This is a genomic window from Actinacidiphila sp. bgisy145, assembly GCF_057708125.1.
The window spans coordinates 1-26,531 of sequence record NZ_JBYIRL010000034.1; the positions used below are offsets into that span (position 1 = coordinate 1).

Below are 26,531 nucleotides of genomic sequence, written 5' to 3' on the forward strand. Positions count from 1 at the left end.
GTGGCGTTTTGTTCCACACCCGCCCCCGCCGGCTCCTGTGGGGGGATCGCGGGAAACGGTTCTCGGTGGCCGTCAGTGGCCGTCGGGCGCCGTCGGGCGTTCAGAAGCCGACGGCGACCTCCATCCACTGCGGGTCCTGCATCGAGGTGTAGGCCGCCTGGCCGCCCACGTCGTCGTACGGGAAGCCGTACGCAAGCCCGTTGATCGCGTGGTCGTGCCAGAACTTGGCGTACCAGTTGGCCGGGTCCCCGGAGTAGAAGCGCGCCGGGTCCTGCTGCTCGTCGGCCGGGAGGGTGGCGGTGTGCCGGTTCAGCGCCGCGCACGTGGTGGGGTCGCCGGCCAGCGTGCCCGCGCAGCCGAAGATGTCCGAGGTCGCCGCGTTCACGCCGACCGACTGGGCGTAGGAGGTGAAGTAGTCGGCGTTCGCGCCGCCGGCCCGGAAGCTCGGGTCGCTGCCCGGGGCGATGATCCGGTACGGCGCCTGGGTCTGCGCCAGCACCTTGAACTGCTGCGGCACCGCGTCCTGGAACTCCTGGAACACCTGGTCCCGGCTGGTGGTGAACAGGTCCTGGGTGTCGCCGAGTTGGACGTCCTGGCCGCTGTGCGAGTGCAGCCGGATCGCCAGCGGCAGCGCCCACGCGTCGACCCGGGTGGTGTTGCCGTTGAAGACGTCCGGGCCGATGGTGAACTCGATGAAGTCGTTGTACTGGCTGTTCGGCGAGCCGACGTAGAAGTACATCCGGCCCGAGGAGTTGGCCGGCATGTCGAAGTACGGCTGCTCGGCGATGGAGTGCTCCTGCCCGTCGAAGCTCCAGTAGACCTGGCTGTCGGGGTAGGCGCCGTTCGTCCGGTTGAGGATCGCCACCTCCATCACGTTGTTCGCGGCCGGGATCTGGCTGGTGTCGCCCCAGAAGGAGTCGTCACCGCCGGTCGGCGGGGGCGTGGTGGCGTCCGAGGTCAGGTGCACCGAGAACTCCCACAGCGACACGCCGTACCCGGTGGCGCGCGCGGTGGTGTAGACCCGCACGTAGCGGCCGGTGCCGGTGACGTCGAGGTTCTGGATGCCGCCGGTCGCGGTGGTCGTGGAGTAGACCGTGGTCCAGTTCGTCGCGTCGTCGGAGACCTGGATCTGGTACGCGCTGGCGTACGCCGTCTCCCAGTTGAGGCCGACGCTGCACAGCGGCTGCGAACTGCCCAGGTCCACCCGCAGCCACTGCGGGTCGGACGCGGCGCTGGACCACCGGGTGCCGGTGTCCCCGTCGACGGCGGCGGAGGCGGGGGTGCCCGCGTTCTCGGTCGAGGACGCCGCGGCCGGCCGCCCCTGCGCGGCGTTGCCGGCGGCGCACGCGGACGGGCTGCCGGTGCCGGCGCCGTAGACCTGGAACTCCCAGAGCGAGTAGCCGTACTGCGTGGCGCGCTGGCTGCCGTACATCCGGACGTACCGCCCGGAACCGTTTACGGTGACCGTCTGGTCGCCACCGGTACCGGTGGTGGTGGAGTAGACGTCGGTCCAGTTCGTGCCGTCCGCGGACGTCTGGATCTTGAACGCCTTCGCGTACGCCGTCTCCCAGTCGAGGGTCACCTGGCTGATCGACTGGTCGCTGCCCAGGTCGACCTGGAGCCACTGCGGGTCGGCGGCGGCGCTGGACCACCGGGTGCCGGTGTTCCCGTCGACCGCGGCGGACGCGGGGGTGCCGGCGTTCTCGGTGGAGGAGGCGGTGGCGGGCCGCCCCTGGGACAGCAGCGAACCGGCCGCGCGGGCCGGCGACTGCGTGGTGACGGCGAGCGCGAGGCCCGCGGTCAGCGAGAGCAGGAGGGCGAGCACGAGACAGGGCCGGGACCTGTCGCGTGGGGTACGCCGTGGCCGCACCGACGGCGGCGCGCTGGTTGGCATCTGGTGTCTCCTCATCCGGGTGGGGGTCCGCGAGGGACGCGGGAGCGCGGGGTGAGAGCGCTCTCCGGTGAGGTGATGTCTACAAGGCCGGTCCTTCGGCGTCAATGAGTTGTTCCATAATCGCCCGCTCGGCCCGCCGTCTTTTCGAGTTCCGAAGGGGGCCCGGCCGGGGCCCGGCGGTCACGGCCGGGGTTGGAGTGCCTTGCGGCCGACGGGCCGGAGCCGGGCCGTCACAGCCAGCGGGGCGGAGGGATCGCCGGTTCCGGGCCGCCCGCGCCGAGCCGCCGACGGTGGCGCGCCAGCAGCCGGGTGGTCGAGTACGCCGTCGCCGCGGACGGGAAAAGAAGGCCAGCGCGACGGCTGCGATTCCGATTCCGGCGGCGGCTTTGAGGCGCATGGGAGTGCGTCCTTCTTTTCTGGTGATTCTCGTGGCGGGGGTGGTGGCAGCGGGGATCGGATCTTTCCGACCCGGCCGCCGGGAAACAAGGAAAGCATTCGCGCGGCGCCGCCCGCGAAGTTCTTTCAGCTCTGTAAGAACCGCGGGCACCCTGCGGCCGATAGGTAGCGTGCGGGGCATGGAGAACACACCGCGGGTGATGATCGTCGAGGACGACGCGACGGTGCGGACGGTCCTCGGCGACTATCTGCGGGCCAGCGGGTGGTCGATGTCCCAGTACGGCGACGGGCACGCCGCCCGCCAGGCACTCGCGGACGGACTGCCCGACATCCTGGTCGTGGACCGGATGCTGCCCGGGGCCAGCGGCGACGAACTGTGCCGCCAGGCCCGGGCGACCTCGGACATCCCGATCATCATGCTCACCGCGCTGGGCGCCGTCGACCAGCGCATCAGCGGGCTGGAGCACGGCGCCGACGACTACGTGGTCAAGCCGTTCGCGATGAAGGAACTAAACCTGCGGATGCAGGCCCAACTACGCCGCCACGCGCCCTCGAGCCCCGCCGCGCCCTTCACCGCGGGCGCGTTCCGGATCGACCCCGCCCGCCGGCGCGCGTGGCTCGGCACGAACGAGATCGCCCTGACCACCCGCGAATACGAACTGCTGCTGTACTGCGTCCAGCACCCCGGACAGGTACTCACCCGGGACGACATTCTCGGCGAGGTGTGGGGATGGAACTTCGGGGACGCCGCGACCGTGACCGTCCATGTGCGCAGGCTGCGCGAGAAGATCGAACCCGAACCGCGCTATCCGGTCTACCTGCGCACCCAATGGGGCGCCGGATACCGGTTCACCCCGCACGGAACGGAGTAGCCGCGCATGCTCGCCCTGCCCGACATCGGCCTCATCGTCATGACCACGGTGATCTGCACCGCGGCCGTCACCCTGCTCGCCGGCCTGGCGTTGCACGCGAACCGCAGGGGGCCGGTCGCCTCGCAGTTCGCGATCGTGGTGGCCGGGGCGGTCACCTCGATCGTGTCGTCGATCCTCGCGGTCATGGTCGAGATGTTCATCTCCACGCACGACCTGACGGTGCTGGTGTGGGTGATCGCGATCTCCACGGTCATCAGCCTCGCCACGACCTGGCTGACCATCTCCCGAGTGGTGCGGCGGTCGGTCGGACGGCTGTCCGCGTCGGCGCGGCACCTGGCCGCCGGGGCGGTGCTGGAACCGGCCGAGCCCGGCTGGCGGGAGTTCAACGACCTGCACGCCCGGCTCGCCGACACCTCGGTGCAGCTCGCACAGGCCCGTGCGGAGGTGGAGAAGCTCGACGCGGCCAGGCGGCAGTTCTTCGCGTGGATCTCGCACGACCTGCGCACCCCGCTGGCCGGCATCCGCGCGATGACCGAGGCGATCGACGACGGGTTCGCGCCCGACCCGGCCGACTACGTCCGCACCATCCGCGCGCGGGTGGACACCGTGACCGGCATGGTCGACGACCTCTTCGCGCTCTCCACCCTCCAGAGCGGCACCCTGCACCTGCAACGCGAACTCGTGCCGCTGCTCGACATCGTCTCCGACGCCGTCGTCGACGTGCGGGCCGCGGCGAGCGCGCGCGGCATCCGCGTCGTCCACCGCGACGTGGCGGGCCACATGCTGTGTGCCGACCCGCGCGAACTCACCCGCGCCATCGGCAACCTGCTGCCAACGGCGTCCGGCACGCCCCGGAGCACAGCGACATCCTCGTCACCGCCCACCACCGCGACGACGACCACCTCATCATCAGCGTCCTCGACCACGGCCCCGGCGTCGCCAGCGAGGACCTCGGGCACATCTTCGACGTCGGCTGGCGCGCCAACAGCGCCCGTACCAGCGACGAGCATGCCCACACCGGACCGGGCGCCGGGCTCGGCCTGGCGATCGTCCGCGGCATCATCGAGGCGCACGGCGGGCACGTCGACGCGTGCCGGCTCCCCGAGGGCTTCCAGCTCTCCATCACCCTCCCGGCGACCCCGGCGGTGTGAGGGGGCTCAGCGGGGCTCAGGGGGGCTCAGGGGGGCTCAGCTCAAGGGGACGGCGAGGAGGCGGGTGCGGAGGGGCTCGGCGGTGATCTGGTCGGCGAACTGCCAGGAGTAGTCGAGGACTTCTTCGGTCTGGAGCTCGGCCACGTCGGCTGCCGTCCGGAACAGGTAGCGGATGTCGAAGTGCTGGTGGTCGGGTTCGTCCTTGGCGGGGTTGGCCGGGATGGGGTGGATGTCGATGTGCAGGGGCAACGGGCTGTCGGGGGTGACCTGTTCGGGGTCGATGCCGGTCTCCTCGGCCAACTCCCGCAGGGCGGCGCCCATGAGGGTCGTGTCGGTGTCCTCCAGGTGCCCGCCGGGAAAGAGCCACTTCCCCAGTGCCTTGTGCTCCACGAGCAGGACACGTCCGTCCGGGCGCAGGAGCAGGGCACCGGCGGTGACGTGCCCGCGGAACTCCTTGCGCGAGGCGATGGTGTCGGGGTGGGTCTCCAGTGCGGCGGTGAGGGCCGCGAGGCCGTCCTTGTCCTCGGGGTGCCGGCTCAGGTAGGTGGTGAGGGTGGCGTGGAGGTGCTGGGGGGTGATGGGCATGGGGGCGGGTCCTCAGCGGTTGAAGTAGGTCAGCCAGGTGTCGGCGATCACGGCCCGGTCGGCGGCGGTGACGTCGTGGATGCCGTGGGCGAGCCCGCCGCGGGTGAGCATGCGGACGGCGGCCAGTATCTCCGCCTGCACGAGGTGGATGAACGGCCCGACGCTGGCGCCGTGCAGGAAGTTGACGGCGTTCCCGCCGTTGAGCAGGTAGAAGTAGTGCCCGGTGGTCTGGTACCGCGTGACGTGTTCACCGTCCCGGGTGCGCTGGTAGACAGCCGACAGCCCGGCGAGGTCGAGTTCGTCCTCGGATGCCGACAGCGTCGCCACGCACATGAAGGTGTGGCGCACCCTGCGGGAGTCCGCCGTGTACGGCGCCGCCGCCCAGCGCGTGATCGGGGCCGCCCGGCAGGCGCTCCGCGGCGCCTGACCGCTTCGACCGTTCCGCCCGGCCGGGCCGCCCCTCCGCCCCGGCCGCCGCCGCGCAAAAAGGCGCCCGGCCGCGTTTCCGCGGCCGGGCGCCCTGTGAAGCTGGGGTGAGTGACGGGACTCGAACCCGCGACATCCTGGACCACAACCAGGTGCTCTACCATCTGAGCTACACCCACCATGAGCGGCGCTTTTCCCTGCCGGGGCGGCGCCGCTTGGAAAAGTGTACAGGGTGGCGGGGGGTGGTCGCGCCCGCTTATGCGGCCGGGTACGCGCCCGTCAGTGGGCGGCGTGCGGGGCCGGCGGCAGGACGTGCTTGGCCGCGATCGCGCGGGCGGTGTCCGTGTCCGGGCCGGGGGCCGGTACGAAGACGGCCTCGCGGTAGTAGCGCAGCTCGGCGATGGACTCGCGGATGTCGGCGAGCGCGCGGTGGTTGCCGTTCTTCTCCGGGCTGTTGTAGTACGCCCGCGGGTACCAGCGGCGCGACAGCTCCTTGATCGAGGAGACGTCCACGATGCGGTAGTGCAGGTGCTGCTCCAGCGCCGGCATGTCCCGGGCGAGGAAGCCGCGGTCGGTGGAGACGGAGTTGCCGCACAGCGGTGCCTTGCGCGGCTCGGCGACATGGGTGCGGATGTAGTCCAGCACCGTCTGCTCCGCCTCGGCCATGTCGACCCCGCCGGGCAGCTCCTCCAGCAGACCGGAGGCGGTGTGCATCTGCCGGACGATCTCCGGCATCGTCTCCAGCGCCTCGGCGGGCGGGCGGATCACGATGTCCACCCCCTCGCCGAGGATGTTCAGCTCGGAGTCGGTGACGAGCGCGGCCACCTCGATCAGCGCGTCGTGCGCCAGCGAGAGGCCGGTCATCTCACAGTCGATCCACACCATCCGGTCGTTCATGTGTCTCACCCTACGGGCGATCACGTGGTCCCGGGAGGGCGGCTCCCAGACCGCGCCCGGCCCGCAGCCGCCCGCGGGTGGCCGCCTCGGCCGGATCGGACCGCCCCGACTGCTCCGGGACGCGTGCGGAGGCGGTGTACGCGTCCGGGTCGCCCTTGAGCGGTGCGGCCAGCACCTGCGGACCGCCGCTGGGACCGCCGCCCGGGCCGCCGCCGGGACCGCCGCCCTGAGCGATGCCCGTACCACTGCCCGGCCCGACCCCCGTCCCGGCCCCGGCCCCGGCACCGTGACCGCCGCCGTGGCCGCCCGCGCCGCCGTGACCGTTTCCGTGCGCGTGCACAGAGCCGTGACCGGCACCGTTCCCGGGCCCACCCGGCCCGCCCGGACCACTCGCCCCGCCCCGGCGCGCGGCCGGCACCTCGGGCGCCGAGCCGGCCCGGTCACCGTCGTCCTGCGGCCTGCGGGCCCGGTACGCGGCCCGGTACGACGCGGGCGAGGAGCCGAGTTGCCGGCGGAAGTGCCCGCGCAGCGCCACCGGCGAGCGGAAGCCGCAGCGCCCGGCCACCTCGTCGACGGAGTAGTCCGACGTCTCCAGCAGCCGCTGCGCCTGGAGCACCCGCTGGGTGATCAGCCACTGAAGCGGCGCGCTGCCGGTCAGCGAGCGGAACCGGCGGTCGAAGGTGCGCCGGCTCATGTACGCGCGCGCGGCCAGCGCCTCGACGTCGAACTGCTCGTGGAGGTGCTCCAGCGCCCACGCGACGACCTCGGCCAGCGGGTCCGCGCCGATCTCCTCCGGTAAAGAGCGGTCCATGTGCCGCTGCCCGGTCTGCCAGTCCGCCCGGCGCGGCGGGACGACCAGCCGGCGGGCGAGCGCGGCGGCCGCGTCCGTACCGTGGTCGGTGCGCACCACGTGCAGGCACAGGTCAATACCGGCCGCTGTTCCGGCGGAGGTGAGCACGTCGCCGTCGTCCACGAAGAGCTCGCGGGGGTCGACGTGCACCGACGGGTACCGCTTGGCGAGCGTCGGGGCGTACATCCAGTGCGTGGTGGCCGGCCGGCCGTCCAGCAGACCGGCGGCGGCGAGCACGAACGCGCCGGTGCACAGCCCGATGATGCGCGCACCCTCCTCGTGTGCGCGGCGGATCGCCTCCAGGGCCTCCGGCGGCGGTGCTTGGGATATCGAGCGCCAGGTGGGCACCACCACGGTGCCGGCCCGGGCGAGCGCCTCAAGGCCGTAGGGCGCGGTGAGTTCGAGCCCGCCGGTGGTGCGCAGCGCGCCCTCCTCGCCGGCGCAGACCAGCAGCCGGTAGCGGGGGACCCCCGCGTCCTGCCGGTCGATGCCGAAGACGGACAGGGGTATGGAACTCTCGAAGATCGGACCACCGCTGAAGAGCAGCACCGCGACGACCTCCGGACGGCGGCGCGCGGAGAGCTTGCGGATGGCGCGAGGCGATGCCGATGGTGCTTGCGACGGAGTGTCCGCCGCCGTACCGGAACTGGACTCCTGGCTCATGGAGCTCAAGCCCCCCTCGTATCGACGCGTCGTCCCCTCGGTCCTGCACGTAATCCCCCGCTGTCCAGCGCAGTCACCCATGATCAAATCTACTGTGTCAGGTGGGGCGTTAGTGACAAGTTCACCATCTGACGCTAAGTCGACAAGGCAACGTGGCGTGAAGCATTCGATCACGAAGCGTTTCACCCTGGCGGCTTGCTGGGAAGTACGCCTCGTGCCGTTGCGACTGCGGACCGCACTGTCCGCGTCCTGCCGCATCGTAGAACCGCTGGTGGCGCAGGTGTTAGTGCGCGCGGCCGCCAACGAATGTGCAACGGTGCCAAGTTGGCCGAAAATCGCTGTTCCGGCGCTGAATGGGCGTAGAGCGGTACCGGATATTCCGGAGTGAACTTGCACATGCGCGGCCGCCGTCGGGCTGGTGCGGGCGGTGCTGGTCGGGTCGGGGCGGCGGGCGGTGACGGGAGGTGCCGGGGAGGTGTCGGCGGTGCGCCCCCGCGATGCGCCCGTGCGCCGAAGCGTGTCGCCGGTTGGCGTGATGACGTTGCCCTCACAGGCGCGGTGCCGTTGCGCTCTTGGGCTCCCTCCGGCATTCTCCTGGGAACTCCGGGTACGCAAGACATACGGAAGAGCCTGTGAAGGGCCCGTCGGCCCTGTGCAGGCGCTTGCACCGGCCGTACTCTGGAGGGAGTGGGACGGGAAGTGGTGAACTGGCCGAAACCGGCCGCTGCGGCGGCCCGCCCCGCGAGAAACGTCTTGTCCGCTGCTCGGCGCGTCAGCGCCGCCCTCGCCGAGAATCCCCATCATGGCCGGTCATGACATTCCCGAGCCTGCCGAGGGCAGGCCGCTTGCCGACGAGGCAGCGCTCCCCGAGCTGGCCACCGCGCGGCACCACGCCTGTGATCCGGCCTTCCGGCACGGCGTGGTCGTCGGTTTCGACGGCTCCGTCTCCAGTGAGCGCGCGCTGTCCTACGCGATCGGGATGGCCCGCAGAACGCACTCCGCGCTGATCATCGTGCATGTCGCGAACCGGCTGCCGGCCACCGTGTGGGCCGGCTGCGAGCCGCCGGTCTTCGTGGACGTGCCCGACCACCGCACCGAGGTGCTGGGCCTGGAGCTGGCCTGCGCCGACCATCTCGCCGAGATCTCCTGGGTGTTGGTGGAGCGCGGCGGCGACATCTGCCACGAGCTGGAGGAGGTCGGCAAGGAGTACGAAGCCGACGCCATCGTGGTCGGCGGGACCCACGGGATGGTCGGGCGGATCTTCGGGTCGGTGGCCGGGCGGCTGGCGCGGCGGGCGCAGCGGCCGGTGGTGGTCATTCCATGAGGTTGTGAGGCGTGAGGCGGCCCTGGCGCGGGCCGGGGAGCCGGCCCGCGCCAGGGCGTAGCGCGGTCACTCCACGGTGACGGACTTCGCGAGGTTCCTCGGCTTGTCGATGTCCCGGCCCAGCGCCAGCGCGGTGTGGTAGGCGAAGAGCTGGAGCGGGATGCCCATCAGGATCGGGTCGAGCTCGTCCTCGTTCTTCGGGACGATGATCGTGTGGTCGGCCTTTTCCTGCTCCTGGTGGGCCACGGCGAGGATGCGGCCGCTGCGGGCCTTGATCTCCTCCAGCGCGGCCCGGTTCTTCTCCAGCAGGTCGTCATCCGGCACGATCGCCACCGTGGGCATCGCCGGCTCCACCAGGGCCAGCGGCCCGTGCTTCAGCTCCGAGGCAGGGTACGCCTCGGCGTGGATGTAGCTGACCTCCTTCAGCTTCAGCGACGCCTCCCTGGCCACCGGGTACCCGCGCACCCGGCCGATGAACAGCATCGACTTCGCGTCCGCGAAGTGCAGCGCCAGCCGCTTGATCTCCGGCTCGGCCTTGAGGATCTCGTCGATCTGGCCGGGCAGCCGCCGCAGCCCCTCGATGATCCGGCGGCCGTCGGCGACCGACAGGTCCCTGATCCGGCCCAGGTGCAGCGCGAGCAGCGCGAAGGCCACCACCGTGTTGGTGAAGCACTTCGTGGACACCACGCAGACCTCGGGCCCGGCGTGCACATAGGTCCCGCCGTCCGCCTCCCGGGCGATCGCCGAACCCACCACGTTGACCACGCCGAGCACCCGCGCGCCCTTGCGCTTGAGCTCCTGTACGGCCGCCAGCACGTCGTACGTCTCGCCGGACTGCGACACCGCGACGTACAGCGTGTCCGGGTCGACCACCGGGTTGCGGTAGCGGAACTCCGAGGCCGGCTCCGCGTCGGCGGGGATACGGGCCAGCTCCTCGATGAGCTGCGCGCCGATCTGACCGGCGTGGTAGCTGGTGCCGCAGCCGAGGATCTTGATCCGGCGCACCCCGCGGGCCTCGCGCGGGTCGAGGTTGAGCCCGCCGAGGTGGACGGTGGCGAACTTGTCGTCGATCCGCCCGCGCAGCACCCGGTCCACCGCCTCGGCCTGCTCGGCGATCTCCTTGTGCATGTACGTGTCGTGGCCGCCCATGTCGTACGACTCGGCCTCCCACTCCACGGTGGTCGGCGTGGCGGTGGTCCGCGAGCCCTCGGTGGTGTAGGTGCGGAAGTCGTCGGCCTTCAGGGTGGCCATCTCGCCGTCCGCGAGCGTGACGACCTGGCGGGTGTGGGCGACGAGCGCGGCCACGTCGGAGGCGACGAACATCTCCTTCTCGCCGATGCCGAGCACCACCGGCGAACCGTTGCGGGCCACCACGATCCGGTCCGGGAAGTCGCGGTGCAGCACCGCGAGGCCGTAGGTGCCCTCGACCGAGCGCAGCGCCTCGCTCACCCGCTGCTCCAGCGTGTCGGCCTGCGAGCGGGCGATCAGGTGGGCGAGCACCTCGGTGTCGGTCTCGGAGGTGAAGGCGGTGCCCTCGGCGCTGAGCCTGGCGCGCAGCTCGGAGGCATTGTCGATGATGCCGTTGTGCACGACGGCGACCGCGCTGTCCGCGTCCAGGTGCGGGTGGGCGTTGGCGTCGCTGGGCGCGCCGTGGGTGGCCCAGCGGGTGTGTGCGATGCCGGTGGTGCCGGCGAAGCGCTTGGGGACGCGGGCCTCCAGGTCACGCACCCGGCCCTTGGCCTTGACGGTCCGCAGTTCACCCGATCGGCCGGTGATCGCGATGCCGGCCGAGTCGTAGCCCCGGTACTCCAGCCGCTGCAGGCCCTCCAGCAGCAGTGGTGCCACGTCGCGCCTGCCGATGTAGCCGACAATTCCGCACATATGCCGTCCCTCTCGGTCGTACCTGTCGGGTGCCCGGCGCCCCTGAGCGCCTGGTGGGGGTGGGTGAAGCTGGGGGGGTGGGTGAAGCTGGGGGGGGTGGGTGGAGCTGGTGGGTGGGTGGAGCTGGTGGGGGTGTGGGGCGGGGTGCCTCGGTCAGCCGTAGACGATCCGGCGCAGCTGGCGCTGGGACAGCGCGGCCGGGGCGACCGCGCGGTGCGGCAGCTCCTCGCTGATCCGCTCGAAGATCTCCGTGTTGACCAGGCCCTTCGCCTGGAGCTCGCGGTGCCTGCGGCGGACGTACTCCTCGGTCGTCTCGTCGAAGTACGCCAGGACGTCCATGACCACCCGGGCCGCCTCGCCGCGGTGCAGCGACGTGGTGCGGACCAGGTGGTCGATGAGGTCGTCATAGGACGTCCGGTGTTCAGGCACCCGTTGATACTCATCAGATCATCGCCGCTTTGCAAGAATCCTGCCCGCTTTCGGGCACCCCAGTGCGGTTGGGGAGGGCCGAACGGGTGAGTGGCGATCGTTAAACGGTGAGTGGCAGGCCTTGAACGGAGGAGCGGCAGGCGTTCACCGGGTGAGCGGCAGGCGCTCTCTCCGGATCTGCCGGCGTTATCGGGTCACTCGGCCAGCCCCAGCTCCCTCGCGATCAGCATCCGCTGCACCTCGCTGGTGCCCTCGCCGATCTCCAGGATCTTCGAGTCCCGCCACATCCGGGCCACCGGGTACTCGTTCATGAAGCCGTACCCCCCGTGCACCTGGGTCGCCTCGCGGGCGTTGGTCACCGCGATCTCCGAGGTGTAGAGCTTCGCCAGCGCCGCCTCCTTCTTGAACTCCTCCCCGCGCACCAGCCGCGACGCCGCGTCCCGCCAGGCCAGCCGGGCGGTGTGGGCGCGCATCTCCATGTCGGCCAGCTTGAACTGGATCGCCTGGTTCGCGCCGATCGGCCGCCCGAACGCCTCCCGCTGCCGCGCATACGCCAGCGACTCGTCCAGGCAGCCCTGGGCCAGCCCGGTGGCCAGCGCGGAGATCGCGATCCGGCCCTCGTCCAGAATCCGCAGGAACTGGGCGTACCCCCGGCCCTCCGCGCCCAGCAGGTTCGCCGCCGGCACCCGGCAGTCCGTGAACGACAGCTCCCGGGTGTCCGAGGCGTTCCACCCGACCTTGCTGTACTTCTTCGACACCGTGAAGCCCGGCGTCCCGGACGGCACGATGATCGAGGAGATCCGCGGCCGGCCGTCCTCCTTGCGCCCGGTCACCGCGGTCACCGTGACCAGGCCGGTGATGTCGGTGCCGGAGTTGGTGATGAAGCACTTCGTGCCGTTGATCACCCACTCGCCGGTCGCGTCGTCGAGCCGCGCGGTGGTCCTGGTGCCGCCCGCGTCGGAGCCGCACTCCGGCTCGGTCAGGCCGAAGGCGCCCAGCATCTCGCCCGAGCACAACCGCGGCAGCCAGGTCCGCTTCTGCTCCTCGGTGCCGAACCGGAACACCGGCATCGCGCCCAGCGACACCCCCGCCTCCAGGGTGATCGCCACCGAGGAGTCCACCCGGGCCAGCTCCTCCAGCGCCAGCCCCAGCGCGAAGTAGTCCCCGCCCATCCCGCCGTACTCCTCCGGGAACGGCAGCCCGAACAGGCCCATCCGCCCCATCTCCCGCACGATCTCGTACGGGAACTCCTCCCGCTCGTAGAAATCGCCGATCTTCGGTGCGATCACGTCATGGGCGAACTCGGCCACGGTCGCCCGCAGCGACTCGTGCTCCTCGGACAGGCGGTGGTCGATGGACATGGCTACGGCTCCCGATGGGTGAGGGCGCGGACGGTACGGGACGGGCTGGGCCGTCCCAACTGCTCCGCCATCCAGACGCTTGTGGCGCTGAGGCGGTCGAGGTCGACCCCGGTCCTGATGCCGAGCCCGTGCAGCATCCAGACGAGGTCTTCGGTGGCGAGGTTCCCGGTGGCGCTCTTGGCGTACGGGCAGCCGCCCAGGCCACCCGCCGAGGCATCGACGACAGCCACCCCGCGTCGCAGCGCGGCCAAGGTGTTCGCCAGCGCCTGGCCGTACGTGTCGTGGAAGTGCACCGCGAGGTGTCCGATCGGGACCCCGGCGGCGGTCAACTCGTCCAGCAGCGCCACCACATGGCCGGGCGTCGCCACCCCGATGGTGTCGCCGAGGCTCAACTCGGCGCAGCCCAGCTCGTACAGCCTGCGGGCCACCTCTGCGACCTGGGCGATCGGGACCGGGCCCTCCCAGGGGTCGCCGAAGCACATCGACAGATAGCCGCGCACCCGCAGCCCGGCGTCCCTGGCGCGGGCCACCACCGGCTCGAACATCGCCAGCGACTCGGCCACCGTGCGGTTCAGATTCGCCCGGGCGAAGGACTCGGTGGCGCTGCCGAACACCGCGATCTCCCGCACCCCCAGTTCGAGGGCGCGCTCCAGCCCCCGGGCGTTCGGCACCAGGACCGGCAGGCGCAGCTCCGGCCGCCCGGCCAGGTCCGCCAGGAGCGGCATCAGCTCGGCCGCGTCCGCCAGTTGGGGCACCCACTTGGGGTGCACGAAGCTGGTCGCCTCGATCGTCGTCAGCCCCGCGTCCGCCAGGCGGTGCACGAACTCCGCCTTCACCTGTGTCGGCACCGTCGACTTCTCGTTCTGCAGGCCGTCGCGGGCACCGACCTCATGGATGCGGACGTATTCCGGCAGGCCGGGTGCCGGAACCGCCATCGGCAGGCCCGCGGGCAGCCCCGCACCGGTGTCCTGCGAGCTGTTGGTGTCGGTCATGACGCCTCCCTCGCGCTGTCCGGGGTGGCATCGGCGCCGCCCTCCGGGGTGCCCGGGGCGTCCGGGGTGCCCGGGGAGTTCGGGGCGTCCGGGAGATTCGGGGTGACCACCGCCAGCACCTGGTCCATCGCCACCGCCGTGCCCGCGGCGACATCGATCTCGGCCACCGTGCCGTCGTAAGGCGCGGCGATCACGTGCTCCATCTTCATCGCCTCCACCACCAGCAGGCCCTGTCCGGCCACCACCTGCTCGCTCTTGGCCACCTTCACCACCGTGACCGTGCCGGGCATCGGCGCCGTCAGCGCGCCGTCCCCCGCACCGGCCGCCAGCCCGCGCAGCGCCGCGGCCACCGGGTCGTACGACTGCACATGCCAGCTGTCGCCCTCCCGGCCGAGCCACTCGCCCGCCGTGTCGAAGCCGCACGCCCGGCCCTCGCGGTACAGCGTCACCCGGGAGCCGGCCACCTCGATCCGCGCCTGCACCGGGGGGCCGTCGCCGATCCTGACCCGGCCGGCGCGGATTCCGACCCGCACCGGCTCCCGGCCCGGCACCCGCAGATGGTGCACCGTCCACGCCGGCTCCCCGCCCAGTCGCCACCCGCTCGGCACCGAGAACGGGTCGACCCACCCGCCGCCCTCCGTCTCCGCGCCCAACGCACGCTGCCGCAGCAGCGCCGCCGTCTCGTACACCTCGTCCGGCACCCCCTCCGGCACCAGCAGCGCCGCGTCCCGGTCGATCAGCCCGGTGTCCAACTCGCCCGCGACCACCGCCGGATGGGCCAGCAGCCGCCGCAGGAACCCGGTGTTCGTCTCCACACCCAGTACCACGGTGCCGGCCAGCGCCGCCCGCAGTCGGCGCAGCGCCGTCGCCCGGTCCGGCCCGTACCCGATCACCTTGGCGAGCATCGGATCGTAGGCGGTGCCGACCTCGGTGCCCGCCGCCAGGCCGGAGTCCACCCGCACCCCGGGGCCGTCCGGGTCACGCACCTCCAGCACGGTGCCCGCCGACGGCAGGAAGTCCACCCCGCCGTCGCCCGGCCGGGCCATCTCCGCGCAGATCCGCGCCTCGACCGCGTGCCCGGTCAGTGCCACGTCCTGCTGGCCGAAGTCCAACGGCTCCCCGCACGCCACCCGCAGCTGCCACGCCACCAGGTCCAGCCCGGTCACCAGCTCCGTGACCGGGTGCTCCACCTGGAGCCGGGTGTTCATCTCCATGAAGTAGTACGCGGACGGGTCCGCGCCCGGCACGATGAACTCCACCGTGCCCGCACCGGTGTACCCGCAGGACCGCGCCGCCTGCACCGCCGCCTCACCCATGGCGGCCCGGGTCGCCGGGTCCAGCAGCACCGAGGGCGCCTCCTCGATCACCTTCTGGTGGCGGCGCTGGAGCGAGCACTCCCGCTCGCCCAGGTGCACCACATGGCCGTGCGCGTCGGCCAGCACCTGGATCTCGATGTGCCGGGGCCGGTCCACCCAGCGCTCCACCAGCAGCGTGTCGTCACCGAAAGAACCGCGCGCCTCCCGGCGGGCCGCCGCGATCTCCTCGGGCAGCTGCGCCGTGTCCCGGACCAGCCGCATGCCCTTGCCGCCGCCGCCCGCCGACGGCTTGAGGAGCACCGGCATGCCGATCTCCCGTGCCGCCTCCGCCAGTTCCTCGTCGGTCAGCCCGCTGCCGCTGCTGCCCGGCACCACCGGCACCCCGGCGGCCCGCACCGTCTGCTTGGCCCGGATCTTGTCGCCCATCAGCTCGATCGCGTCGGCCGGCGGGCCGATGAAGACCAGGCCGGCCTCGGCGCAGGCCCGGGCGAAGCCCGCGTTCTCGGCGAGGAAGCCGTAGCCGGGGTGGACCGCCTGGGCGCCCGCCTCACCGGCCGCCCGGACCAGTTCGGCCGCCGACAGGTAACTGTCCACCCGTACCGCGCAGTCGGCCTCCCGCACATGCCGGGCCCCGGCGTCCGCCTCGGTGAACACCGCCGCCGACCGCACCCCCGACGCGCGCAGGGTGCGCATCACCCGCACCGCGATCTCGCCCCGGTTGGCGACCAGTACGGTGTCGAACATCTCCGACCGGCTCGGTGTGGTCACACTGCTCATCTCGGCCCTCACATCCGGAAGACGCCGTAGCCCGGCGCGGTCGGATCGGCCGCCGGCAGCGGCGCGTTGGCACAGGCGGTCAGCGCCAGCCCCAGCACGGTGCGGGTCTCCAACGGGTCGATCACCCCGTCGTCCCACAGCCGGGCCGTCGCGTAGTAGGCGTTGCCCTGGGTCTCGTACTGCTCGCGGATCGGCGCCTTGAACTCCTCCTCCGCCTGCTCGCTCCACTTCTCACCGGCGGCCGCCAACTGGTCCCGCTTCACCGTCGCCAGCACCGAGGCGGCCTGCTCACCGCCCATCACCGAGATCTTGGCGTTGGGCCACATCCACAGGAAGCGGGGGCTGTAGGCCCGGCCGCACATCGAGTAGTTGCCCGCGCCGTAGGAGCCGCCGATCACCACGGTCAGCTTCGGCACCCGCGCGCACGCCACCGCCGTCACCATCTTCGCGCCGTGCTTGGCGATGCCCCCCGCTTCGTACTGCCGGCCCACCATGAACCCGGAGATGTTCTGGAGGAAGAGCAGCGGGATGCCGCGCTGGTCGCACAGCTCGATGAAGTGCGCACCCTTGAGGGCGGACTCGGCGAACAGGATGCCGTTGTTGGCCACGATGCCGACCGGGTGGCCCTGGACGTGGGCGAACCCGGTGACCAGCGTGGTGCCGTACTCCGCCTTGAACTCCGCGAAGCGGCTGCCGTCCACCAGCCGGGCGATCACCTCCCGGACGTCGTACGGGGTGCGGGAGTCCGCGGGCACCGCTCCGTAGAGCCCCGCGGGGTCCACCGCGGGCGGCTGCGCGGGCTGCACCGTCCACGGCGGGGCGCCCCGGGCGGGGAGCGTGGCCACGATGTCGCGGACGATGCTCAGCGCGTGCGCGTCGTCCTCGGCGAGGTGGTCGGTGACGCCGGAGGTCCGGGAGTGCACCTCGCCACCGCCGAGTTCCTCGGCGGTGACCACCTCGCCGGTTGCGGCCTTCACCAGCGGCGGGCCGCCGAGGAAGATCGTGCCCTGGTTCCGCACGATCACCGCCTCGTCGCTCATCGCCGGCACGTAGGCGCCTCCGGCGGTGCACGAACCCATCACCGCGGCGATCTGCGGGATGCCGCGGGCGGACATGGTGGCCTGGTTGAAGAAGATCCGGCCGAAGTGGTCGCGGTCGGGGAAGACCTCGTCCTGCCGGGGGAGGAAGGCGCCGCCGGAGTCCACCAGGTAGACGCACGGCAGCCGGTTGTCCAGCGCGACTTCCTGGGCCCGCAGGTGCTTCTTCACCGTCATCGGGTAGTAGGTGCCGCCCTTGACGGTGGCGTCATTGGCCACGACCACGACCTCGCGGCCCGAGACCCGGCCGATCCCGGCGATCACCCCTGCGGCGGGCGCCTGCCCGTCGTACATCCCGTCGGCCGCGAGCGGGGCGAGTTCGAGGAAGGGGGAACCGGGGTCGAGCAGCCCGTCGACCCGGTCCCTAGGCAGCAGCTTCCCCCGCGCGGTGTGCCGCGCCCGCGCCTTCTCCCCGCCGCCGAGCCGGGCGGCGGCCAGCTTGTCACGCAGCGTGGCCGTGAGGTCGGCGTGAGCCCGCGCGTTGGCGCGGAATGTCTCCGATGTCGGATCTGCGGCACTGGTCAAGGTGGGTGCTGCCATGGGTCGGCCCCCGGATGGTGTTAGCGAGCGTTAACCGATGACTCCACGTTAACGCCCGCTAACGGGATTGTCTAGACTCGATTTCATGAGTCCGACGAAAGCTGTGGAAAACCGGCGCGAGCAGATCCTCAGAGAGGCCGCGCGGCTCTTCGCCGAGCGCGGGTTCCACGGGGTCGGCGTCGACGAGATAGGGGCCGCGGTCGGCATCAGCGGCCCCGGCCTGTACCGGCACTTCGCCGGGAAGGACGCGATGCTCGCCGAGCTGCTGGTCGGGATCAGCGGGCGGCTGCTGGCGGCGGGCCGGATGCGGGTCGCCGAGAGTGGCGAGCCGGCCGAGGCGCTGGACGCGCTGATCCGCGGCCACATCGACTTCGCGATCGACGACCGGCCGCTGATCACCCTGCACGACCGCGAGCTGGACCGGCTGCGCGACTCGGACCGCAAGCTCGTCCGCCAGCTCCAGCGGCAGTACGTGGAGGAGTGGGTGGGCGTGGTCCGCCGCGTCTATCCCGACGCCAGCGAACTGGAGGCCCGCGCCGCGGTGCACGCGGTGTTCGGCCTGCTCAACTCCACCCCCCACCTCGGCGCCCAGTCCGGACTGCCCGACCGCGCCGGAATGGCCGCCCTCCTGCACCGGCTCGCGCTGAGCGCGCTGGACGCCCTCGACAGCACCTCCGGCCTGGACAGCGACGACGACCGGCGGGTAACTTTCTGAGCGCTTGCTTATTCTCGGACGGGAGGCGCGCTGTGCGTCGTACGGTGTTCAACGAAGACCACGAAGCGTTTCGCGCGACGATCCGCGCCTTCATCGAGGCCGAGGTCGTCCCCGTCTACGACGAGTGGCTGGCGGCCGGACAGGTGCCGCGGGAGTTCTACTACAAGCTCGGCGAGCTGGGCGTCTTCGGCATCGAGGTGCCGGAGGAGTTCGGCGGCGCGGGCGAGACCAGCTTCAAGTTCCAGGCCGTGATCAGCGAGGAGCTGTCCCGCGCCGGAGTCAGCTTCGGCGGCAGCAGCGTGCACGTCGGCCTGTGCCTGCCGTACGTGATGGCGTACGGCACGCAGGAGCAGAAGAAGCGCTGGCTGCCCGGCTTCGTCAGCGGCGCCACGATGTTCGCCATCGCGATGACCGAGCCCGGCACCGGCTCCGACCTGGCCGGCATGAAGACCACCGCCAAGCTCGCCGAGGACGGCAGCCACTACGTCCTCAACGGGGCGAAGACCTTCATCACCGGCGGCGTCCACGCCGACCGCGTGATCGTCTGCGCCCGCACCGCCCCGCCCACCCCCGAGGACCGCCGCGCGGGCATCTCGCTGTTCGTCGTCGACACCAAGTCCGAGGGCTACGCGGTCGGCCGGAAGCTCGACAAGCTCGGCCTGAAGACCTCCGACACCGCGGAGCTGTCCTTCTCCGACGTGCGCGTGCCGATCGAGGACCTGCTCGGCGAGGAGGGCAAGGGCTTCTCCTACCTCGGCCAGAACCTCCCGCAGGAGCGGCTGGCCATCGCCGCCGGCGCCTACGCCCAGGCCGCGGCCGCCGTCCGCTTCGCCCAGGCCTACGTCCAGGACCGCACCGTCTTCGGCAAGACCGTCGCGTCCTTCCAGAACACCAAGTTCGAGCTGGCCGCGTGCAAGGCCGAGGTCGACGCCGCCGAGGCCGTGGTGGACCGCGCGCTGGAGGCCCACGACCGGCGCGAGCTGTCCGCCGCCGACGCCGCCTCCGCCAAGCTGTTCTGTACCGAGGTCGCCGCTCGCGTGATCGACCGCTGCCTCCAGCTGCACGGCGGATACGGTTACATGAACGAGTACCCGATCGCCCGCCTCTACGCGGACAACCGGGTCAACCGGATCTACGGCGGGACCAGTGAGGTCATGAAGACGATCATCGCCAAATCGATGGGCCTGTGAACGACAACCCGACGCCCCTGCAGTCCCTGCTCGCCCTCCTCGACCTGGAGCGGATCGAGCAGGACATCTTCCGCGGCTACAGCCGCTCGGCCGTGGTGCCGCGCGTCTTCGGCGGCCAGGTCGCCGCGCAGGCCCTGGTCGCGGCCGGCCGCACCGTGCCCGAGGAGCGCGCCGCACACTCCCTGCACGCGTACTTCCTGCGACCCGGCGACCCGGGTGCGCCGATCGTCTACCAGGTGGACCGGATTCGCGACGGCCGCTCCTTCACCACGCGCCGGGTCGTCGCGATCCAGCACGGCCAGCCGATCTTCCACCTCTCGGCGTCCTTCCAGGTGCACGAGGACGGCCTGGAGCACCAGGAGGCCATGCCGGCGGCGCCGGACCCCGAGACCCTTCCGTGCGCCGACGAACTGCTGCCGGCCCACGCCGACAAGTTCCCCGACCCGACTGTGGTCGACCGACTGCGCGAGGCGCGTGCCGCCGTGGACCTGCGCTATGTCGAGGACCCGCCCTTCCTCACCGCCGGAGTACGCCGCGAGCCGCGCTCCCAGGTGTGGTTCCGCACCCGCGGCAAAGTCGTCGACGACCCCCTGCTCCACGTCTGCCTCGCCACCTATGTGTCGGACATGACGCTGCTCGACTCCGTGCTCCTTGCGCACGGGCGCGGCGGCTGGGCGGTCGGCGACGTGGTGGGCGCGAGCCTGGACCACGCGATGTGGTTCCACCGCCCCTTCCGCGCGGACGAGTGGCTGCTCTATGACCAGCAGAGCCCGTCCGCCTCGGGTGGCCGCGGACTGGGCACCGCCCGCATCTACACGCAGGACGGCGCGCTGGCCGTGTCGGTGATCCAGGAGGGCCTGGTCCGGGTGCCGCGCGCCTGAGGCGGAAGCCGTCCCGGTCAGGGCCCGGCCGCGGCCGGCCGGTCCCGGGTCGTGCGGGTCAGTCCCGAGTCTTACGGGTCCTGGCCCGCCGGGCCCGCGGGTCCGGGCGGTGCCGCCCGCCGCCGTTCGGGCGGGGCGCCGGACGGTGCCGCAGGTCGGCCGCGTCCAGCAGATAGGACGCCATGGGCGCGTAGAAGTGCGGCTGCACGTTGTCGTCCAGCGGCACCGTCACCAGGACCGTGCCCTCGGACTCGCCCACGAACAGGGCCGGGTCGTTGGAGTCCGCGAAGCCGACGGTCTCGATGCCGCGCGACCCCGCGCAACCGGCCCACCCGTGGTCGGCCACCACCAGGTCGGGCAGCCCGCGCCCGTCGCGCTCCAGGGCGTTGAGCACCTCGGCCATCGGCTCGGGGGAGTGCGTGTGCACCAGGCTGCCGCCCCGGTGCAGCATGAAGACGCCGCCCAGGTAGCGGATCTCGCCGCCGTCCGCGTAGAGGTTCTCCGCCGGTCCGACCACATGGCAGCCGACCGTGCGCAGCGCCTTGGCGAGCACGTTGTGCACGGCGAACAGCCCCGCCGGGTGCCCGCTCGCCAGCAGGACCGTGGACCGGTTCTCCACCGCCTTCTTCAGGACCGCTGCCATCCGGTCCAGCCCGTCCACGGTCAGTTCCGGGTCGATGGTGTCCTGCCCGCGGACGTGTTCGGGATCGGCGACGACCCCGCACCGCTCGGCCATCAGCTCGAGCACCGCGGCCTCGTCGCTCCACCGGTCGCCGAGGTCCAGCCCGAACCAGAAGTAGCGGTTGCCCTCGGCGAGCTCGCGGTAGTGGTCGAGGTTGTTCTCGCGCGGAGTCGCGACGTCACCGGCGATCCGGGTGCGTATCAGGTGCGAGACGAGGGCCTGGCGAGTGGGGGTGGCAGGCAGCGGGTCCATGGGCATGAGCACATTCTCCCGCCCCTGCGTCCTGGTATGCGACGTGCCCTGGATCGACGCCGAGGCGTAATCACCGCCGCCGATTGGAGGAAACGTACATTTCGGGGAGGGGCAGGGGTCCGTAGGGTCGCGGAGACCGGCGGACCCGCCGGCACGAGCGCCCACTGCGGACCCGGCACCGTCCGTGGCGGTAGCTGCCGCGCACGCAGCGGCAGCACTTTGCTTTACAGCCGTGAGCTCACAGCCGTGAAGGACCGACCGCGCCCATGAAGCCGGTCGTCCTGCCGGTCGTACTGGACGACGGTCGCACCGATGACCGCCACACCGAGAAGAGGCAGCCCTATGAGCAGCGCACAGCCGCGCGGCCCCGTCGACTCCTCGCAGGTCCCGCGCTACGCGGGTCCCGCGACCTTCGCCCGGCTGCCCCGGCTCGACGAGGTGGGCGCCGCCGACGTCGCGGTCGTCGGCGTGCCCTTCGACACCGGCGTGTCCTACCGCCCCGGCGCGCGGTTCGGCGGCAACGCCATCCGCGAGGCGTCCCGGCTGCTGCGCCCGTACAACCCGGCGCAGGACGCCTCCCCCTTCGAACTGGCCCAGGTCGCCGACGCGGGCGACATCGCCGCCAACCCGTTCGACATCGGCGAGGCGGTGGAGTCCGTCCAGGCCGCCGCCGACGACCTGCTGGCGACCGGGGCCCGGCTCATGACGCTCGGCGGCGACCACACGATCGCCCTGCCGCTGCTGCGCGCGGTCGCCCGCCGGCACGGGCCGGTGGCCCTGCTCCACTTCGACGCCCACCTCGACACCTGGGACACGTACTTCGGCGCCGCCTACACGCACGGCACGCCCTTCCGGCGCGCGGTCGAGGAGGGCATCCTCGACACCTCCGCGCTCTCCCACGTCGGAACCCGCGGCCCGCTCTACGGCCGGAAAGACCTCGACGACGACGCGAAGATGGGCTTCGGCATCGTCACCTCCGCCGACGTCATGCGCCGCGGCGTCGACGAGGTCGTCCAGCAGCTGCGCGAACGGATCGGCGACCGCCCACTGTACGTCTCGGTCGACATCGACGTCCTGGACCCCGCCCACGCTCCCGGCACGGGAACTCCCGAGGCCGGCGGCCTCACCTCCCGCGAACTCCTGGAGATCCTGCGCGGCCTGGCCGGCCGACACCTGGTCTCCGCCGACGTGGTGGAGGTCGCCCCGGCGTACGACCACGCGGAGATCACTGCCGTCGCCGCCTCCCACACCGCCTACGAGCTGACGACGATCATGGCGCGGCAGATCTCCGCCACCCGCTGAGACCGCCCCTGTCCCTTTTTCGCCCCGCAGCGGATCACTCGAAGTGATGAGGACCAAAGTCGTACTCATGTGCGACTTTGGTCGTTGGATTTGTTGCGGGAGGATGAAACGCGCGGTCAGGCGCGTTGGGCCTCAGCGGGTCAGGCGGTCGCGGACCGCGGGGAAGAACGTGGTGGAGGACAGCGTGGCGAAGGCGAAACCGGGGGAGCCGGCCGAGGACGGCTACGGGCAGGGCTGGCTTCGAAGGCTCAGCGGCTATGCGTGGCGCTACAAGCGGAGCGTGCTGCTGTCGTTCGGGGCGTCCCTGGCGGGCATGGGCGTCACCGCCCTGGTGCCGCTGGTGCCCAAGCTGATCATCGACGACGTCATCGTCAAGCACGACCGGCAGCTCATGCCGTGGGCGATCGCCCTGGTGGCAGCCGCTGCCGTCGTCTACGTCCTCACGTACATGCGCCGCTTCTACGGCGGGCGGCTGGCGCTCGACGTCCAGCACGACCTGCGTGACGAGATGTTCCGGTCGATCATGCGGCTCGACGGCCGCCGCCAGGACGAACTGAGCACCGGGCAGGTCGTCGGCCGCGCCACCAGCGACCTCCAGCTGATCCAGGGACTGCTGTTCATGCTGCCCGTCATGATCGGCAACCTGCTGCTCTTCCTGCTCTCCCTCGTCGTGATGCTGCTGCTCTCCCCGGTACTGACGCTGGTGGCGCTCGCCGTCGCCCCCGCGCTGTGGTTCATCGCCGACCGCTCCCGCAAGCGGCTCTTCCCCGCGACCTGGTACGCCCAGGGCCAGGCCGCTGCGGTCGCCGGGATCGTGGACGGGTCGGTCACCGGCGTCCGCGTGGTCAAGGGGTTCGGCCAGGAGCAGCAGGAGATGGACAAGCTGCGGACGGTGGGCCGCCGCCTGTTCGCCGGGCGGCTGCGCACCGTCCGGCTCAGCGCCCGCTACACACCGGCGCTCCAGGCGGTCCCCTCGCTCGGCCAGATCGGCATGCTCGCCCTGGGCGGCTGGATGGCCGCCCGCGGCCAGATCACCCTGGGCACCTTCGTGGCGTTCTCCACCTACCTCGCGCAGCTCACCGGCCCGGTCCGGATGCTGACGATGATGCTCACCGTCGGCCAGCAGGCACGCGCCGGAGTCGAGCGCGTCCTCGAACTCATCGACACCCGCCCGACCCTCGACGAAGGCACCAGGGCCCTCCCGCCGAGCGCCCCCGCCACCGTCGACTTCGACCACGTCACCTTCGGCTACAGCGCCGAGCGCCCGGTCCTGGACGGCTTCGACCTGAGCATCGAACCCGGCGAGACCGTCGCCGTGGTCGGCGCGTCCGGCTCCGGCAAGTCCACCGTCTCCCTGCTGCTGCCCCGGATGTACGACGTGACCGGCGGCGCCGTGCGGATCGGCGGGGTGGACGTCCGCGAGCTGACCTTCGCCTCGCTGCGCTCCGCGATCGGCCTGGTACCCGAGGACAGCTTCCTGTTCTCCGACACGGTCCGCGCCAACATCGCCTACGGCAAACCCGACGCCACCGACGAGGAAGTCCTGGCGGCGACCCGCGCCTCCCAGGCGCACGAATTCATCAGCGCCCTGCCGGACGGCTACGACACGGTCGTCGGCGAGCAGGGGCTGACGCTGTCCGGCGGCCAGCGGCAGCGCGTCGCCCTGGCCCGCGCGATCCTCACCGACCCCCGGCTGCTGCTCCTGGACGACGCCACCTCCGCGGTGGACGCCCGGGTCGAGGCGGAGATCTTCGACGCCCTGCGCCAGGTGATGCGCGGCCGCACGACGCTGCTGATCGCCCACCGCCGCTCCACCCTCGCGCTCGCCGACCGGATCGCCGTCCTGGACGCGGGACGCCTGGCCGACGTGGGCACCCACGAGGAACTCCAGGCGCGCAGCCCGCTCTACCGTGCGCTGCTCACCGACCCCGAGGCGCTCGGCGCGGACGTCATGGAACGCGACCCGGCCGGCGCCGCCGCGGAGCCGGACACGCGGGCGGCCGCCCTTGCGGGCGACGCCCCCGTCACCCCTGATCTGTGGCCGGAGCGGCTGCGGACGACCGACCAGGCCGGCGACACTGCCGGTCGGGGCGGGACCGCGGTGGCAGGCAGAGGTCCCGGCGGTCCCGGCGGTCCGGGCGGGGGGATGGCCGGCGCGCTCGCCGGAATGCCCGCCACCCCGGAACTCCTCGCCAAGGTCGCGGCCCTGCCGCCCGCGCTCGACACCCCGGACATCGACGAGGAGCAGGCAAGCGCCGCCGACCGGCGGTTCGGCCTGGGCAGCATGCTCCGCGGCTTCCGCACTCCGCTGCTGCTCAGCCTGCTGCTGGTCGCGGTCGACGCCGTCGCCGGGCTGCTGCTGCCGGTCCTGATCCGCCACGGCATCGACGCGGGCGTACGGCGGCACGCGCTGCACGCGGTCTGGATCGCCTCCCTGGTCGGCCTGGGACTGGTCCTGCTCCAGTGGGCGGTCGAATGGGGCTCCACCCTGCTCACCGGCCGCACCGGTGAACGCGTCCTGTACACGCTGCGCGTGAAGATCTTCGCCCACCTACACCGGCTCGGGCTGGACTTCTACGAACGGGAGCTGTCCGGCCGCATCATGACCCGGATGACCACGGACGTGGACGCCCTGTCCACCTTCCTTCAGACCGGCCTGGTCACCGCGCTGGTCAGCCTGCTGACCTTCGTCGGCATCCTGGTCGCCCTGCTCGCCATCGACGTACAGCTCGCCCTGATGGTCTTCGCGACCCTGCCCCTGCTGGTCCTCGCCACCTGGGTCTTCCGCCGCAAGTCGGTGCGCGCGTACGAGTCCGCGCGCGAACGGGTCGCGGTCGTCAACGCGGACCTGCAAGAACACGTCGCGGGCCTGCGCGTGGTGCAGGCGTTCCGCGGCGAGGAACTCGGCGCGCAGCGCTTCCTGAACCGCAGCGACGAGTACCGCACGGCCCGGGTCCGCGGCCAGTTCCTGATCTCGGTGTACTTCCCGTTCGTCCAACTGCTGTCCAGCGTGGCGGCGGCACTGGTGCTGATCGTGGGCGCCCACCGGGTCAACGCCGGCACCCTCACCGCCGGCGCCCTCGTCGCCTACCTGCTCTACATCGACCTGTTCTTCTCCCCGGTCCAGCAACTCTCCCAGGTCTTCGACGGCTTCCAGCAGGCCACGGTCTCGCTCGGCCGCATCCGCGAGCTGCTGCGCCAGCCCACCACCACCCCGCAGGCCGCAGACCCGCGGACGGTCTACCGCCTGCGCGGCGAGATCACCTTCGAGGATGTCGACTTCCGCTACGGCAGCGCCGACGCCGACACCCCCGATGCCCTGGCCGGCATCCAACTGCACGTACCGGCCGGCCAGACCGTCGCCTTCGTCGGCGAGACCGGTGCGGGCAAGTCCACCCTGGTCAAGCTCGTCGCCCGCTACTATGACCCGACCGGCGGCGCCGTCCTCGTCGACGGCACCGACATCCGCGCCCTCGACCTGACCGGCTACCGGCAGCAACTCGGTGTCGTCCCCCAGGAGCCCTACCTGTTCGCGGGCACCGTGCGTGACGCCATCGCATACGGCCGGATGGACGCCACCGACGCCGAAGTGGAGGCCGCCGCCCGCGCGGTGGGCGCCGACGGGATGATCGCCACCCTCGAAGGCGGCTACCTCCACCAGGTCACCGAACGCGGCCGCAACCTGTCCGCCGGACAGCGCCAGCTCATCGCCCTGGCCCGCGCCGAACTGGTCGACCCCGCCATCCTGCTCCTCGACGAGGCCACCGCGGCACTCGACCTCGCCACCGAAGCCCTGGTCAACCAAGCCGCCGACCGCCTCGCCGTCCGCCGCACCACCCTGGTGGTCGCGCACCGGCTCAGCACCGCCGCCCGAGCCGACCGGGTCGTGGTCCTCGACCACGGCCGCATCGTCGAGGACGGCACCCACGACGAACTCCTCGCCCAGGACGGCCACTACGCCGAACTGTGGCGCACGTTCACCGGCGAAGTCCGCTCCGCCGCCTGACACCCACCACCGCCCACCTCATCCGAACCCCGCTGCGTCGGCAGCGGGGTTC

21 protein-coding genes, 1 tRNA gene and 2 pseudogenes are annotated in these 26,531 nt (G+C 71.9%); 11 read left to right on the forward strand and 13 right to left on the reverse strand.

Annotation, left to right across the window (positions count from 1 at the left end):
• Window positions 1–100: 100 nt before the first annotated feature.
• Window positions 101–1,894, reverse strand: coding sequence for a discoidin domain-containing protein (locus AC3ERT_RS26985; RefSeq protein ID WP_435177275.1), 1,794 nt, complete (start codon window positions 1,892–1,894; stop codon window positions 101–103).
• A 575-nt stretch (window positions 1,895–2,469) separates the two neighbouring features.
• Between AC3ERT_RS26985 and AC3ERT_RS26990 the strand changes: the two genes are divergently transcribed.
• The 3 genes and pseudogenes from AC3ERT_RS26990 to AC3ERT_RS27000 all read left to right on the forward strand — a co-directional run bounded on the left by AC3ERT_RS26990 (window position 2,470) and on the right by AC3ERT_RS27000 (window position 4,313).
• Window positions 2,470–3,162 carry a response regulator transcription factor gene (locus tag AC3ERT_RS26990; protein WP_435177277.1) on the forward strand — a complete coding sequence of 231 codons (693 nt, stop codon included), beginning with the start codon at window positions 2,470–2,472 and terminating at the stop codon, window positions 3,160–3,162.
• A 192-nt stretch (window positions 3,163–3,354) separates the two neighbouring features.
• A pseudogene (locus AC3ERT_RS26995) lies at window positions 3,355–3,807 on the forward strand (histidine kinase dimerization/phospho-acceptor domain-containing protein); the annotation flags it as partial.
• Window positions 3,808–3,947: 140 nt separating this feature from the next.
• On the forward strand, window positions 3,948–4,313 hold the full coding sequence (locus AC3ERT_RS27000; RefSeq protein ID WP_435177358.1) for a sensor histidine kinase: 366 nt from the start codon (window positions 3,948–3,950) through the stop codon (window positions 4,311–4,313).
• Window positions 4,314–4,349: 36 nt separating this feature from the next.
• Here AC3ERT_RS27000 and AC3ERT_RS27005 read toward each other — a convergent pair whose 3' ends face one another.
• Both AC3ERT_RS27005 and AC3ERT_RS27010 read right to left on the reverse strand, forming a co-directional pair.
• The gene (locus tag AC3ERT_RS27005) at window positions 4,350–4,898 is read right to left on the reverse strand and encodes an NUDIX hydrolase (protein WP_435177279.1); all 549 of its coding nucleotides are present in this window, start codon (window positions 4,896–4,898) and stop codon (window positions 4,350–4,352) included.
• 12 nt (window positions 4,899–4,910) lie between these two features.
• Entirely contained in the window at window positions 4,911–5,225 is a 315-nt protein-coding gene (locus AC3ERT_RS27010) for a Rossmann-fold NAD(P)-binding domain-containing protein (RefSeq protein ID WP_435177281.1), read from the reverse strand.
• Between AC3ERT_RS27010 and AC3ERT_RS27015 the strand changes: the two are divergent.
• Window positions 5,206–5,325: pseudogene (locus tag AC3ERT_RS27015) on the forward strand (transcriptional regulator); the annotation flags it as partial. The gene AC3ERT_RS27010 and the pseudogene AC3ERT_RS27015 overlap by 20 nt on opposite strands.
• Before the next feature lie 102 nt (window positions 5,326–5,427).
• Here AC3ERT_RS27015 and AC3ERT_RS27020 read toward each other — a convergent pair.
• The 3 genes from AC3ERT_RS27020 to AC3ERT_RS27030 form a co-directional block, all read right to left on the reverse strand.
• Window positions 5,428–5,503 (reverse strand) — tRNA-His (locus AC3ERT_RS27020).
• Window positions 5,504–5,603: 100 nt separating this feature from the next.
• Window positions 5,604–6,221, reverse strand: a complete 618-nt coding sequence (gene orn / locus AC3ERT_RS27025) for an oligoribonuclease (RefSeq protein ID WP_435137964.1) — start codon at window positions 6,219–6,221, stop codon at window positions 5,604–5,606.
• A gap of 10 nt (window positions 6,222–6,231) precedes the next feature.
• Window positions 6,232–7,734: a helix-turn-helix domain-containing protein gene (locus AC3ERT_RS27030; RefSeq protein ID WP_435177360.1), complete on the reverse strand. Its 1,503-nt coding sequence runs from the start codon at window positions 7,732–7,734 to the stop codon at window positions 6,232–6,234.
• A 157-nt stretch (window positions 7,735–7,891) separates the two neighbouring features.
• Here AC3ERT_RS27030 and AC3ERT_RS27035 point away from each other — a divergent pair, with 157 nt between their 5' ends.
• Window positions 7,892–8,122: a hypothetical protein gene (locus AC3ERT_RS27035; RefSeq protein ID WP_435137967.1), complete on the forward strand. Its 231-nt coding sequence runs from the start codon at window positions 7,892–7,894 to the stop codon at window positions 8,120–8,122.
• 414 nt (window positions 8,123–8,536) lie between these two features.
• Complete coding sequence (locus tag AC3ERT_RS27040) at window positions 8,537–9,058, forward strand: universal stress protein (RefSeq protein ID WP_335977915.1); 522 nt, start codon at window positions 8,537–8,539, stop codon at window positions 9,056–9,058.
• A gap of 66 nt (window positions 9,059–9,124) precedes the next feature.
• Here the strand turns inward: AC3ERT_RS27040 and glmS are convergent, their stop codons facing one another.
• From glmS to AC3ERT_RS27070, 6 genes are all read right to left on the reverse strand, one after another.
• A complete protein-coding gene (glmS, locus tag AC3ERT_RS27045; protein ID WP_435177283.1) occupies window positions 9,125–10,939 on the reverse strand; it encodes a glutamine--fructose-6-phosphate transaminase (isomerizing) in 1,815 nt (604 codons plus the stop codon).
• Window positions 10,940–11,092: 153 nt separating this feature from the next.
• Window positions 11,093–11,368, reverse strand: a complete 276-nt coding sequence (locus AC3ERT_RS27050; RefSeq protein ID WP_335977918.1) for a hypothetical protein — start codon at window positions 11,366–11,368, stop codon at window positions 11,093–11,095.
• A 194-nt stretch (window positions 11,369–11,562) separates the two neighbouring features.
• Window positions 11,563–12,729, reverse strand: coding sequence for an acyl-CoA dehydrogenase family protein (locus tag AC3ERT_RS27055; protein WP_435177285.1), 1,167 nt, complete (start codon window positions 12,727–12,729; stop codon window positions 11,563–11,565).
• Window positions 12,730–12,731: 2 nt separating this feature from the next.
• Window positions 12,732–13,721 carry a hydroxymethylglutaryl-CoA lyase gene (locus AC3ERT_RS27060; protein WP_435177287.1) on the reverse strand — a complete coding sequence of 330 codons (990 nt, stop codon included), beginning with the start codon at window positions 13,719–13,721 and terminating at the stop codon, window positions 12,732–12,734.
• Window positions 13,718–15,781, reverse strand: a complete 2,064-nt coding sequence (locus AC3ERT_RS27065; protein WP_435177362.1) for an acetyl/propionyl/methylcrotonyl-CoA carboxylase subunit alpha — start codon at window positions 15,779–15,781, stop codon at window positions 13,718–13,720. Before AC3ERT_RS27065 ends, AC3ERT_RS27060 begins: the two co-directional genes overlap by 4 nt.
• Window positions 15,782–15,822: 41 nt before the next feature.
• On the reverse strand, window positions 15,823–17,451 hold the full coding sequence (locus AC3ERT_RS27070) for a carboxyl transferase domain-containing protein (protein ID WP_435177289.1): 1,629 nt from the start codon (window positions 17,449–17,451) through the stop codon (window positions 15,823–15,825).
• Window positions 17,452–17,536: 85 nt separating this feature from the next.
• On the opposite strand from AC3ERT_RS27070, the gene AC3ERT_RS27075 reads away from it, so the two are divergent.
• The 3 genes from AC3ERT_RS27075 to AC3ERT_RS27085 are packed head-to-tail and all read left to right on the forward strand — an operon-like array spanning window position 17,537 to window position 20,237.
• The gene (locus tag AC3ERT_RS27075; protein ID WP_335977924.1) at window positions 17,537–18,166 is read left to right on the forward strand and encodes an SACE_7040 family transcriptional regulator; all 630 of its coding nucleotides are present in this window, start codon (window positions 17,537–17,539) and stop codon (window positions 18,164–18,166) included.
• A 32-nt stretch (window positions 18,167–18,198) separates the two neighbouring features.
• A complete protein-coding gene (locus tag AC3ERT_RS27080) occupies window positions 18,199–19,356 on the forward strand; it encodes an acyl-CoA dehydrogenase family protein (protein WP_435177291.1) in 1,158 nt (385 codons plus the stop codon).
• The gene (locus AC3ERT_RS27085; RefSeq protein WP_435136438.1) at window positions 19,353–20,237 is read left to right on the forward strand and encodes an acyl-CoA thioesterase; all 885 of its coding nucleotides are present in this window, start codon (window positions 19,353–19,355) and stop codon (window positions 20,235–20,237) included. The genes AC3ERT_RS27080 and AC3ERT_RS27085 overlap by 4 nt, the downstream gene beginning before the upstream one ends.
• A 58-nt stretch (window positions 20,238–20,295) precedes the next feature.
• Here AC3ERT_RS27085 and AC3ERT_RS27090 read toward each other — a convergent pair whose 3' ends face one another.
• Window positions 20,296–21,177 (reverse strand): phosphatase, encoded by an 882-nt coding sequence (locus tag AC3ERT_RS27090; protein WP_335977930.1) that lies wholly within the window; start codon window positions 21,175–21,177, stop codon window positions 20,296–20,298.
• A 336-nt stretch (window positions 21,178–21,513) separates the two neighbouring features.
• On the opposite strand from AC3ERT_RS27090, the gene speB reads away from it, so the two are divergent.
• Window positions 21,514–22,473 (forward strand): agmatinase, encoded by a 960-nt coding sequence (gene speB / locus AC3ERT_RS27095; protein ID WP_435177293.1) that lies wholly within the window; start codon window positions 21,514–21,516, stop codon window positions 22,471–22,473.
• 88 nt (window positions 22,474–22,561) lie between these two features.
• The gene (locus AC3ERT_RS27100; RefSeq protein ID WP_435177364.1) at window positions 22,562–26,479 is read left to right on the forward strand and encodes an ABC transporter ATP-binding protein; all 3,918 of its coding nucleotides are present in this window, start codon (window positions 22,562–22,564) and stop codon (window positions 26,477–26,479) included.
• Window positions 26,480–26,531 lie beyond the last annotated feature (52 nt).